This is a genomic window from Paracoccus marcusii, assembly GCF_028621715.1.
Taxonomy (GTDB): Bacteria; Pseudomonadota; Alphaproteobacteria; order Rhodobacterales; family Rhodobacteraceae; genus Paracoccus; species Paracoccus marcusii.
In genome coordinates, this window is record NZ_CP117466.1 from 891,789 (window position 1) to 901,679 (window position 9,891).

At 66.7% G+C, this 9,891-nt stretch carries 14 protein-coding genes; 8 read left to right on the plus strand and 6 right to left on the minus strand.

What is annotated here, in order from left to right; all coding sequences use genetic code 11:
• The first annotated feature begins 52 nt into the window (after positions 1–52).
• Positions 53–373, plus strand: a complete 321-nt coding sequence (trxA, locus tag PRL19_RS04315) for a thioredoxin (RefSeq protein WP_046000498.1) — start codon at positions 53–55, stop codon at positions 371–373.
• A 34-nt stretch (positions 374–407) separates the two neighbouring features.
• On the opposite strand, the gene PRL19_RS04320 is transcribed toward trxA, so the two are convergent.
• A complete protein-coding gene (locus tag PRL19_RS04320) occupies positions 408–1,307 on the minus strand; it encodes a hypothetical protein (protein WP_273744003.1) in 900 nt (299 codons plus the stop codon).
• Positions 1,308–1,406: 99 nt separating this feature from the next.
• Between PRL19_RS04320 and hslV the strand changes: the two genes are divergently transcribed.
• The 3 genes from hslV (at position 1,407) to PRL19_RS04335 (ending at position 3,574) form a co-directional block, all read left to right on the plus strand.
• The gene (gene hslV, locus PRL19_RS04325) at positions 1,407–1,961 is read left to right on the plus strand and encodes an ATP-dependent protease subunit HslV (RefSeq protein ID WP_046000500.1); all 555 of its coding nucleotides are present in this window, start codon (positions 1,407–1,409) and stop codon (positions 1,959–1,961) included.
• 63 nt (positions 1,962–2,024) lie between these two features.
• A complete protein-coding gene (hslU, locus tag PRL19_RS04330) occupies positions 2,025–3,332 on the plus strand; it encodes an ATP-dependent protease ATPase subunit HslU (RefSeq protein WP_273744004.1) in 1,308 nt (435 codons plus the stop codon).
• Between the two features lie 62 nt (positions 3,333–3,394).
• Positions 3,395–3,574 (plus strand): PLDc N-terminal domain-containing protein, encoded by a 180-nt coding sequence (locus tag PRL19_RS04335; protein WP_045981940.1) that lies wholly within the window; start codon positions 3,395–3,397, stop codon positions 3,572–3,574.
• Between the two features lie 51 nt (positions 3,575–3,625).
• Here PRL19_RS04335 and PRL19_RS04340 read toward each other — a convergent pair whose 3' ends face one another.
• Both PRL19_RS04340 and PRL19_RS04345 read right to left on the minus strand, forming a co-directional pair.
• The gene (locus PRL19_RS04340) at positions 3,626–4,237 is read right to left on the minus strand and encodes a Smr/MutS family protein (protein ID WP_148910831.1); all 612 of its coding nucleotides are present in this window, start codon (positions 4,235–4,237) and stop codon (positions 3,626–3,628) included.
• Positions 4,237–4,899: a Tim44/TimA family putative adaptor protein gene (locus PRL19_RS04345; protein WP_046000502.1), complete on the minus strand. Its 663-nt coding sequence runs from the start codon at positions 4,897–4,899 to the stop codon at positions 4,237–4,239. The genes PRL19_RS04340 and PRL19_RS04345 overlap by 1 nt, the downstream gene beginning before the upstream one ends.
• A 111-nt stretch (positions 4,900–5,010) precedes the next feature.
• Between PRL19_RS04345 and PRL19_RS04350 the strand changes: the two genes are divergently transcribed.
• Genes PRL19_RS04350 through PRL19_RS04360 form a run of 3 tightly spaced genes read left to right on the plus strand, consistent with a single transcriptional unit; the run spans position 5,011 to position 6,738 of the window.
• A complete protein-coding gene (locus tag PRL19_RS04350; protein ID WP_139598295.1) occupies positions 5,011–5,550 on the plus strand; it encodes an FxsA family protein in 540 nt (179 codons plus the stop codon).
• Positions 5,551–5,607: 57 nt separating this feature from the next.
• Positions 5,608–6,123, plus strand: coding sequence for a protein-export chaperone SecB (secB, locus tag PRL19_RS04355; protein WP_045981936.1), 516 nt, complete (start codon positions 5,608–5,610; stop codon positions 6,121–6,123).
• A 6-nt stretch (positions 6,124–6,129) separates the two neighbouring features.
• Positions 6,130–6,738: an HD family hydrolase gene (locus tag PRL19_RS04360; RefSeq protein ID WP_273744005.1), complete on the plus strand. Its 609-nt coding sequence runs from the start codon at positions 6,130–6,132 to the stop codon at positions 6,736–6,738.
• Between the two features lie 54 nt (positions 6,739–6,792).
• On the opposite strand, the gene PRL19_RS04365 is transcribed toward PRL19_RS04360, so the two are convergent.
• The 3 genes from PRL19_RS04365 to PRL19_RS04375 all read right to left on the minus strand — a co-directional run bounded on the left by PRL19_RS04365 (position 6,793) and on the right by PRL19_RS04375 (position 8,443).
• Positions 6,793–7,104, minus strand: a complete 312-nt coding sequence (locus PRL19_RS04365; RefSeq protein WP_046000505.1) for an H-NS histone family protein — start codon at positions 7,102–7,104, stop codon at positions 6,793–6,795.
• A gap of 80 nt (positions 7,105–7,184) precedes the next feature.
• Positions 7,185–7,736 carry an ActR/PrrA/RegA family redox response regulator transcription factor gene (locus PRL19_RS04370; RefSeq protein WP_042252328.1) on the minus strand — a complete coding sequence of 184 codons (552 nt, stop codon included), beginning with the start codon at positions 7,734–7,736 and terminating at the stop codon, positions 7,185–7,187.
• Positions 7,737–7,813: 77 nt separating this feature from the next.
• Complete coding sequence (locus PRL19_RS04375; RefSeq protein WP_127897517.1) at positions 7,814–8,443, minus strand: SCO family protein; 630 nt, start codon at positions 8,441–8,443, stop codon at positions 7,814–7,816.
• Positions 8,444–8,535: 92 nt separating this feature from the next.
• Between PRL19_RS04375 and PRL19_RS04380 the strand changes: the two genes are divergently transcribed.
• A complete protein-coding gene (locus PRL19_RS04380) occupies positions 8,536–9,882 on the plus strand; it encodes an ActS/PrrB/RegB family redox-sensitive histidine kinase (protein WP_232303323.1) in 1,347 nt (448 codons plus the stop codon).
• Positions 9,883–9,891 lie beyond the last annotated feature (9 nt).

The window sequence follows — 9,891 nt, forward strand, 5'->3', positions numbered from 1 at the left end:
ACAGAACCCGACCTGCCGGCCCGTCCGGCCCATCCCCAAAAGGAGCCCGAACATGGCCACCGTGCATGTGAACGACGCTGAATTCGACGCCGAAGTGCGTCAGGCCGACACCCCCGTGATCGTCGATTTCTGGGCCGAATGGTGCGGTCCCTGCAAGCAGATCGGCCCCGCCCTGGAAGAGCTGTCCGACGAATACGCGGGCAAGGTCAAGATCGTGAAGATCAACGTCGACGAGAACCCCGAACAGGCCGCGGCCTTGGGCGTGCGTGGCATCCCCGCCCTGTTCATGTTCAAGGGCGGAGAGGTCGTGTCGAACCGCATGGGCGCCGCTCCCAAGGCCGCGCTGAAAAGCTGGATCGACGAATCCGTCTGATCTCTGCCTGATTTGTGCGAAAGGCGGCGGCCCCTCAGACGGGCCAGCCGCCTTTTTTCATGGCCGCCAGCAGGCGGTCGTCGGCATCGGGCGCCATCATGTCCAAACTGGTGCGGCGCAGGAACCAGTCCAGGAACTTCGCGGTCGGGGGTGCGTGGTCCGCCGCCATCGCCACGGCGCGGTCGGCGCCCAGGTGCCCCGCGTCCAGCGTGACGTGATGATAATCCGACAGGGCGAACAGCACGACCGGCTTGCCCAGGATCAGCCCGTCGAAGCCCACCCCGCTGTTCTGGGTCACGACGAAGGCGCAATCGCGCAGGCACGCGCCCGTGTCGCCGCCGATGGTCAGGTTCGGATGATCGCGCGCCAGCCGGTCCAGGGCCGCGCGGTCGGCATCGTCATAGACCTCCTTGGGGTGCAGGGTCGCGATGCAGGGGCGGCCGGTGCGGGCGGCGGCGCGGATCATCTGGACGGGGCTGGCCGACTGAAAGCTGCGCTGGCGGCGGATGTGGCCCTGCAGCGGGATCAGGATGTGATCGCCCCGTACCGGCTCCGGCCCCGGCAGCACGCGGTCGCGCAGGCGGCGGGCAAAGTTGTGCGCGGCACCGTCCTCGATCCGGGCGGGATCGAACGCGGCCTGCGCGATGGGCCAGCGCCAGCGTTCGGCCACCCGCTCCAGCCGCCAGTAGGGATAGTGATAGGCGAGGCGAAAGGTCAGCGCGCGGTCATGGGTCGGACGTTCCATGTTGAACAGCGCATGGCCGGGGCGGTCGGGCGCCTGCGCGCGCGCATCGGGGCCGGACCGCGCGATGCGGATCTGCCAGCCCCGGGGTTCCAGCAGCGCGCGGATGCGGTTCACGATGCCCAGCTTGCCCGCCTGCGCGGTCTGCAGGACGGGCGGATGCAGATACACGGTCAGCAGCAGATCGCTCATGGCGCGACGCTAGGGGGGGACCGGACGGTTTTCAACGGGTTGCAAGCCGGGCGGGGCGTCCATATCTGCTGCCCCAACGTAGACAGAACGGAGCGCGCAATGGCTGATGACAAGTTTCCCGGCTGGCATGGCACCACGATCCTGGCGGTCCGCCGGGGCGGCAAGGTGGTCGTGGCGGGCGATGGGCAGGTCAGCGTCGGTCCGACCGTGATGAAGGGCAGCGCGCGCAAGGTGCGCCGCCTGACCCCCGGCGGGCGCGACGTGGTCGTGGGCTTTGCCGGATCGACCGCCGATGCCTTCACCCTGCTGGAACGGCTGGAGAAGAAGCTGGAGGCCGCGCCCGGTCAGCTGCAGCGCGCCTGCGTGGATCTGGCCAAGGATTGGCGCATGGACAAGTATCTGCGCAATCTGGAGGCCATGCTGATCGTGACCGACGGGACCGACCTGCTGGTGGTGACCGGTGCGGGCGACGTGCTGGAGCCCGAGCATGACGTGGCGGCCATCGGGTCGGGCGGAAACTTTGCCCTGGCCGCGGCGCGGGGGTTGCTGGAGAGCGATCTGGATGCCGAGGCGATCGCGCGCAAGGCCATGCAGATCGCGGCCGACATCTGCGTCTATACCAACGGGCGTCTGACGGTCGAAACCATCGGTTGATGGGTATTTGGACAAAGAAGAAGGGGCGCGCGGTGCACGGCGCCGGACCCCGTGGAGAACGACATGAGTGACCTGACCCCCCGCGAGATCGTGTCCGAACTGGACCGGTTCATCATTGGGCAGAGCGATGCCAAGCGCGCCGTCGCCGTGGCCCTGCGCAACCGCTGGCGCCGCAAGCAGCTGGGCGACGACCTGCGCGACGAGGTGTATCCCAAGAACATCCTGATGATCGGACCGACCGGCGTCGGCAAGACCGAGATCAGCCGCCGCCTGGCCAAGCTGGCCAATGCGCCCTTCATCAAGGTCGAGGCGACCAAGTTCACCGAAGTGGGCTATGTCGGCCGCGACGTCGAGCAGATCATCCGCGATCTGGCGGATGCCGCGATGATCGACACGCGCGAGCGGATGCGCGAGGCCGTAAAGGCCCGCGCCCACAAGGCCGCCGAGGAGCGCGTCGTCGAGGCGCTGGCTGGCAAGGACGCCCGCGACGGCACTCGCCAGATATTCCGCGACAAGCTGAAGCGCGGAGAGCTGGACGACACGGTGATCGAGCTGGAGGTGCAGGACAATTCCAACCCGCTTGGCGGGATGGAAATGCCGGGCCAGCCGGGCCAGCCCTTGGGCGGGATGATGGATCTGTCGGGGCTGATGAAGGCCTTCGGCGGCCGCAAGGTGCGCCGCAAGGTGACAGTGGCGGAGAGCTATGAGCTGCTGATTGCCGAGGAGGCCGACAAGTTGTTGGACGACGACGCGGTCAAGGCGACCGCGCTGGAGGCCGTGCAGCAGAACGGCATCGTCTTCATCGACGAGATCGACAAGGTCTGCGCCCGTGCCGAGGCGCGCGGTGGCGATGTCAGCCGCGAGGGCGTCCAGCGCGACTTGCTGCCGCTGATCGAGGGAACGACGGTCAGCACGAAATACGGCGCGGTCAAGACGGACCACATCCTGTTCATCGCCTCGGGCGCGTTCCATGTGGCCAAGCCGTCGGACCTGCTGCCCGAGTTGCAGGGCCGCCTGCCGATCCGGGTCGAGCTGCGCGCCCTGACCGAGGAAGATTTCATCCGCATCCTGACCGAGACCGACAACGCCCTGACGCGCCAGTACACCGCGCTGATGCAGACCGAGGGCGTGACCGTCGATTTCACCCAGGACGGCATCGCGTCCCTGGCCCGCATCGCGGCCGAGGTGAACGCATCCGTGGAGAACATCGGGGCACGCCGGTTGTACACCGTGATCGAGCGGGTGTTCGAGGAGCTGTCCTTCACAGCCCCGGACCGCAGCGGCCAGTCGGTCAGCGTCGATGCCGATTTCGTGGAACGCCATCTGGGCGATCTGTCGCGGTCGACCGACCTGTCGCGCTACGTGCTGTGAACGGGGGAACCTGCGGCCAGCCTGTGGTGTTGGCTGGCTGAACACAACAGGGGACGGATCACATGGGTTGGCTTTTCAGCGTCATCATCTTTGCACTGGATGTCTGGGCGATCGCGCAGATCATCAACACCAATGCCAGCAACAAGTCCAAGATCCTGTGGATCCTGCTGATCGTGATCCTGCCGGTGGTCGGCCTGATCATCTGGTACTTTGCCGGACCCAAGTCCAACGTTAGGCTTTGACGCGACCACACTGACCTGAGGCCAGCGCCCCCCGATTTCGGGGGGCGTCTTTCATTGCGGCCTGCGCAGATAGACGTAATAGGCGCCGTCGCCGCCATGACGGAAATGCGCGGCCGTCACCTGCTGGACCACCGCCGCCAGGGGAGGGCTGTGCAGCCAATAGGGCACCTGATGGCGCAGCGCGCCGGGCCGCGTCGGCAGCGGGCCGTGATCGCCCCGCCCCTTGCCCGTGATGACCAGCACCAGCCGCAGCCCTGACGCATGGCAGGACAGGATGAACCGCAGCAGTTCCGGTCCCGCCGCGGCCAGCGTCAGCCCATGCAGGTCCAGACGGGCCTCGGGGCGCAGCTTGCCCTGGCTCATCTTGCGATGCGTGCGGGCATCCATTCGCAGCCCGGCTTGGGCCAGACGTTCGGCCGGGGTCTGAGGGCGCGCGACGACGGGGGTGGGGGGCTTGGCCGCCTGACCGATGCGGAACCGGGGCATCGCCTGCGGCTGCGGCGGCACGGCGGCCGGGGCGACCGCGGGCGGTGCGACGAATGCGGAAAAGGCCGCCAGATCGGCGGCCTGTCCTTTGCGCTTGGGGTCAAGCGGCTCTGCGGTTCGGGCGACGCGGGACCACAGGTCCCGGTCTTCGGGCGTCAGGCCCCTGCGCCGGCGCATCAGCTTGTCGCGACGAGCTGCCAGTTCGGATCGTCCTGGCCCATGCGGCGTGCAAAGGTCCAGGTGTCCTTCTGCTTGCGCGAAGCCTTGGGATCGCCGTCGATCACCGTGCCGTCGGCGTCTCGGGTCGCGGCGATCAACTCTCCGACGAATCGGATCGAGATCTCGGCCAGACCGGTCGCGGGGTCGAACTCGGCTGCGGCCAGCTTGGTGTCGCGGGTACCCAGATAGGTCGCCTCGACCGTCTGGCCGTTGGCCACGCGCTGGTCGATCACCGACTGGAACGCCTCTGCCACGGGATCGGACAGGAACGGGCGCACCTCGGTCAGATCACCCCGTTCGAAGGCCATCAGGATCATCTCATAGGCGCTGCGGGCACCGCCCAGGAAATCGCGCAGCCCGAACGACGGTTCGACCCGTTTCATCGCGGCCAGCGCCTTGGCCGCGGCACCGCCGGCCTCGGCATGGTCCAGGATGTCGTGATCGACCTCGTCGGCAGACCCCTCGATCACCTCGAAACGGGCGGGCGTGGTGCTGGCCGTCGGCTGGTCGACCTGCGGCGGCTCAAAGCCGTCACGCGTCCCCAGCACGTTTTTCAGCCGTAGGATCAGGAAGATCGCGATCCCGGCAAGGACGATCAGCTGAAGAAGCGGGTTGGACATGCAGGCAACCTCTGGGTCATAACGGGTCGTTGGTATCGGGCGGTCTGTGCATTATGTAGGGAGTGCCTCGGCGCAAGTCCAGTTTCCGCGCCGGCAGGAAGGGGAATTCACATGCGGCTGATCGCCATGTTTCTGGTGGTGCCGATCATCGAGATCGCGCTGTTCATCCAGGTCGGGGGCCTGATCGGCCTGTGGCCCACGCTGGCGCTGGTGCTGCTGTCGGCGGTGGCCGGCGTCGCCATCATGCGCAGCCAGGGTGCGCGGGCCGGCATGCAGATCCAGCGCAGCCTGGCCGAGATGCGCGATCCGTCACGCCCGCTGGCGCATGGCGCGATGATCATCGCCGCGGGCCTGCTGCTGCTGCTGCCGGGGTTCTTCAGCGATGCCTTGGGTCTGCTGCTGTTGATCCCCGCGGTCCGGACGATGCTGATGGCGCAGCTTGCGCGCCGCGTGCGGGCATCGCGGGTCCAGATGCATGCTGCGACGATGCGCCGCGACCCGCATCGCCCGCCCTATGACAAGGGCGTGATCGACGGCGAATTCGTCGTGGCCGACGAGGACGACCGCCGTCCGCCCGTCGATCTGCCGCTGGACACCGACGACACGGGGCCCTCGCGGCCGGGACGCGGGTCGGGCTGGACCCGGCATTGAGGGCAGGCGGCCGGCCTGCTACAAGCTGGGACAAATCCGCATCACAAAGGTAGGACCATGGCCGAAGAAACCCCGCAGAACGGCGCACAGCCCGCAGCAGCGGCACAGCCGCGCATGCAGATCATGGCACAGTTCATCCGCGACCTGTCCTTCGAGAACGCCGTGGCCCAGAAGGGCGCACCCCAGGGCGAGGTCCAGCCCGAGATCACCGTCCAGGTCAGCCTGGACGCCCGCAAGCGCGGCAGCGACACCCAGTTCGAAGTGATCACCAAGTACCGTGTCACCTCGACCAACAAGGGCGACGGCGCGACGCTGTTCCTGGCAGAGCTGGACTATGGCGGGGTGTTCCAGATCGAGGGCGTGCCGCAGGATCAGCTGCACCCCTTCCTGATGATCGAATGCCCGCGGATGCTGTTCCCCTATGTTCGTCGCATCATCTCGGACATGACCCGCGACGGGGGATTCCCGGCGTTCAACATGGACCCGGTCGATTTCGTGGCGCTGTATCGCCAGGAACTGGCGCGCCGCGCCCAGACCGCGCAGGCGGCACCCGCCGATCAGCGCCTGTCCTGAGGCCCGATGGCCAAGCCCGCATCGCGTGCCTGGCAGCGGATGCTGTCGGGCCGCAGGCTGGACCTGCTGGACCCGACGCCCTTCGACATCGAGATCGAGGACATCGCCCACGGTCTCGCCTTCGTCGCGCGCTGGAACGGCCAGACGCGCGGCGACTGGCCCTATTCGGTGGCCGAACATTCGCTGCTGGTGGAACAGATCTTCGACGGGCTGAACCCCGGCGGCGATCCCTGTTGGCGGCTGGCGGCCCTGCTGCATGATGCGCCGGAATACGTGATCGGGGACATGATCTCTCCGGTCAAGGCGGCATTGGGGCGGGAATACGGGGCGATGGACGAACGGCTGGCCTCGGCCATCCACCGTCGGTTCGGCCTGCCCGCGACGCTGCCCGTGGCGGTCAAGCGGCGCATCAAGGCCGCCGACCGCGTGTCCGCCCGCCTGGAGGCCGTGACCATCGCAGGCTTTGCCCTGCCCGAGGCGCGGCGTCTTTTCCCCGTCCCCGAGGCGCAGATGCTGCCAGACCTGCAGATCACCCTGCGCCCGCCCGCCCAGACACGAGCCGCGTATCTTGAACGGTTCGCACAGCTGATCGCCCTGATCGACAAGACATGCTGATACGCAAAAGGGGGCCGCAAGGGCCCCCTGTCGATCACGTCGGCGATGCGTGGATCAGATCAGCAGATCGTCCAGCTCTTTGCCGCTTTCCAGGCTTTCCTGCACCCAGCGCGGTTTGCGGCCGCGACCCGTCCAGGTCATCGTCGGGTCCTGCGGGTTAGCGTATTTCGGGGCGACGGTCCCGGACTTGCGCGTCTTGGCGCCGGTCAGCTCGGACAGGTTGAAGCCATGCTCGCGCGCGGCTTCCTCGATGGCCGTCAGGGCTTCGCGCCGCTTGCGGTCCTCATAGGAGTTGATCGCGCGATCCAGCTTGGTCCGCAGGTCGCGCATTTCCTTGAGGGACATGGTGTCGAAATCGATGCTCATTGGTTCCGGTTTCTATATAAGGAATGTTAATCCCCATCCAATATAGACCGTTTTTTTAAACGTTCAATATATTTAAATCGTCAGCGTGGTCCGCGTTTTGCCAGAATACGCTGCAATGTCCGGCGATGCATATGCAATCGGCGCGCGGTTTCACTGACATTGCGCTCGCATTGCTCATAGACGCGTTGAATATGCTCCCACCGCACGCGATCCGCGGACATCGGGTTTTCCGGTGGCGGCGGCAGCAATTCACCGCTGGACAGCAATGCGGATGTCACGTCATTCGCGTCGGCGGGCTTTGCCAGATAATCTGTGGCACCCATTTTCACCGCGGCGACGGCCGTGGCGATGGCGCCGTATCCGGTCAGGACGATGATGCGGGCGTCGGCGCGCCGTTCGCGCAGCGCCTCGACCACGTCAAGGCCGTTGCCGTCCTCAAGCCGCAGGTCCACAACCGCATAGGCGGGCGCACGACGTTCGATCAGGCGCATCGCACCGGCCACGGTCAGCGAGGTTTCCGGCTGAAACCCGCGCTTTTCCATCGCGCGCGCCAGGCGGGTCACGAAGATCTCGTCATCGTCGACCAGCAGCAGCGAGGCGTCGGGGCCGATTTGTGCGTTCAACTGATCCATCTGTTGGCCTTTTCACGGAATTTAACGGCAAATGGGAAGTCGCGCGGGCAATATCAAACCCCATGCGACAAACTGCCTTATGCAGAGGCATCGGCATAACAGGCGACGGTCTCGGCAATCTGTTCGGGGGTGGTTTCGCGGGAAAAGAATTCGACCGTCTTTCCGCCGGGCATCACCAGATAGGTATTTGTCATGTGATCGACCAGATAATATTCCTGATCCTCTTCGTCATTCAGCTTGAAGTAATTGCGCCAGCCCTTGTTTACGGCAGCAATCTCCTCGTCGCTGCCGGTCAGGCCGATCATGCGGTCGGAAAACAATTCGGTATAGTCCGCCAGAACCTCGGGGGTGTCGCGGCGGGGATCGACGGTGACAAAGACGGTCTGCACATCCTCTCCGGCCTCTGTCAGCAGGACCTCGGCTTCGGCGTTGCGGGCGCTGTCCAGGGGGCAGACGTCGGGGCAGAAGGTATAGCCGAAATAGAGAAGCGTCGGCTTGTCGAAGACATCCTGGTCGGTGACACGCTGGCCGTCGTCGCGCGTCAGGGTGAAGGGTGTGCCAAAGGCGTCCATGCCCCCCGCGACGCTGCTGCTGCTGCATTGCGCGAACTGGTCGTCACCCGGACGCATGGTCAGGAACAGCGCCCCGCCCGCCAGCACGCCGATGGCGGCCGCAGTGCCGATCAGCAGGATTTTCCGGTCCGTCATTGGCGGGCCTCCTTCGCGTGTCAAATGCCCGCATTGATCGTCCATCGGCGCGCGGGTATCAAGATCGGGCAATGTCGCAGCAAGGGTCGACGATGTCCACATCCACAGCCCCCGACGACATCGCCGATCCCGACCTGCACCAGGCCATGTCGCGGCCGATCGACACCCCCAAGGCCGAACCGATCCGCATGCGCACGCTGGTGCTGTTGCGCTGGTTCGCCATCGGCGGGCAGATGGCCGCGGTCATCGTCGCGTGGATGATGGGCATCGGCTTCGTCAAGACGCCGATCATCCTGCTGATCGCGGCGTCGATCACCATGAACCTGTGGCTGTTCCTGCGCCCGCACAAACGTACCTCTCCGGGGCGCGCGGTGCGGCAGCTGTCCTTCGACCTGGTCCAGATCTCGACGCTGATGGCGCTGACCGGGGGGATGGCCAATCCCTTCGCGCTGTTGGTGCTGGCGCCGGTCACGATCGCGGCCGCGTCGCTGAACGCGCGGCAGGTGCTGGCCCTGGGGCTGGCCACGGTGGCGCTGATCTCAGTCGCGGCGGTCTTCGGGCTGCCGCTGCGCGATCCGGACGGCCAGATCCTGCGGATGGAGCCGATCCTGGCGGTCGGCCACTGGGTCGCGCTGGTCATCGGCGTGGTGTTCTTTGCGGGTTACGCGCATCGGGTGACGGCGGAACTGTCGGACACCTCGGGCGCGCTGTTCGCGACCCAGATGGCCCTGTCGCGCGAACAGCGTCTGCAGCATCTGGGCGGCGTCGTAGCAGCCGCCGCGCACGAGATGGGCACCCCCCTGGCCACCATCAAGCTGATCGCCGGCGAACTGGCGGACGAGCTGCGCGACCGCCCCGACCTGCATGCAGACGCCATCGCCCTGCGCGACAGCGCCGACCGCTGCGCGGCGATCCTGCGCAGCATGGGGCGCGCGGGCAAGGACGACCTGCACATGCGCGCGGCCCCGCTGCGCGCCGTGCTGGAGGACGCCGCCCAGCCCCACATGGACCGCGGCCCCCTGATCGAGATCCATGCCGAAGGCCCGGTGATCCACCGCGATCCGGCCATCATCCACGCGCTGCGCAACCTGATCCAGAACGCCGTCGATTTCGCCGAAAGCCGCGTCGTGATCGAGACCCAGGTGACCCAGGGCGCGCTGGTCGTCACGGTGCGCGATGACGGGCCGGGCTATCCGCCGCACCTGCTGTCGCGGATCGGCGACCCCTATCTGACCCGGCGCGCCGAGGCGCAGCGCGGCAGCTACGAAGGGATGGGCCTGGGTCTGTTCATCGCCAAGACGCTGCTGGAACGGTCGGGCGCGCGGCTGACCTTTGCCAATGGCGGGCCGGGTGCCATGGTGTCGGTGCGCTGGCCGCTGGACCGCATCCGCGCCCAGGACCGGATCGCGCTCGCCCACAATCCGACCTTCGACGCCTGAGTTTCTTAA

Bases quoted from the DNA above. Each gene is read 5' to 3' on its own strand.
- trxA (WP_046000498.1), top strand. From the start codon at position 53: ATGGCCACCGTGCATGTGAACGACGCTGAATTCGACGCCGAAGTGCGT.
- PRL19_RS04320 (WP_273744003.1), bottom strand. From the start codon at position 1,307: ATGAGCGATCTGCTGCTGACCGTGTATCTGCATCCGCCCGTCCTGCAG.
- hslV (WP_046000500.1), top strand. From the start codon at position 1,407: ATGGCTGATGACAAGTTTCCCGGCTGGCATGGCACCACGATCCTGGCG.
- hslU (WP_273744004.1), top strand. From the start codon at position 2,025: ATGAGTGACCTGACCCCCCGCGAGATCGTGTCCGAACTGGACCGGTTC.
- PRL19_RS04335 (WP_045981940.1), top strand. From the start codon at position 3,395: ATGGGTTGGCTTTTCAGCGTCATCATCTTTGCACTGGATGTCTGGGCG.
- PRL19_RS04340 (WP_148910831.1), bottom strand. From the start codon at position 4,237: ATGCGCCGGCGCAGGGGCCTGACGCCCGAAGACCGGGACCTGTGGTCC.
- PRL19_RS04345 (WP_046000502.1), bottom strand. From the start codon at position 4,899: ATGTCCAACCCGCTTCTTCAGCTGATCGTCCTTGCCGGGATCGCGATC.
- PRL19_RS04350 (WP_139598295.1), top strand. From the start codon at position 5,011: ATGCGGCTGATCGCCATGTTTCTGGTGGTGCCGATCATCGAGATCGCG.
- secB (WP_045981936.1), top strand. From the start codon at position 5,608: ATGGCCGAAGAAACCCCGCAGAACGGCGCACAGCCCGCAGCAGCGGCA.
- PRL19_RS04360 (WP_273744005.1), top strand. From the start codon at position 6,130: ATGGCCAAGCCCGCATCGCGTGCCTGGCAGCGGATGCTGTCGGGCCGC.
- PRL19_RS04365 (WP_046000505.1), bottom strand. From the start codon at position 7,104: ATGAGCATCGATTTCGACACCATGTCCCTCAAGGAAATGCGCGACCTG.
- PRL19_RS04370 (WP_042252328.1), bottom strand. From the start codon at position 7,736: ATGGATCAGTTGAACGCACAAATCGGCCCCGACGCCTCGCTGCTGCTG.
- PRL19_RS04375 (WP_127897517.1), bottom strand. From the start codon at position 8,443: ATGACGGACCGGAAAATCCTGCTGATCGGCACTGCGGCCGCCATCGGC.
- PRL19_RS04380 (WP_232303323.1), top strand. From the start codon at position 8,536: ATGTCCACATCCACAGCCCCCGACGACATCGCCGATCCCGACCTGCAC.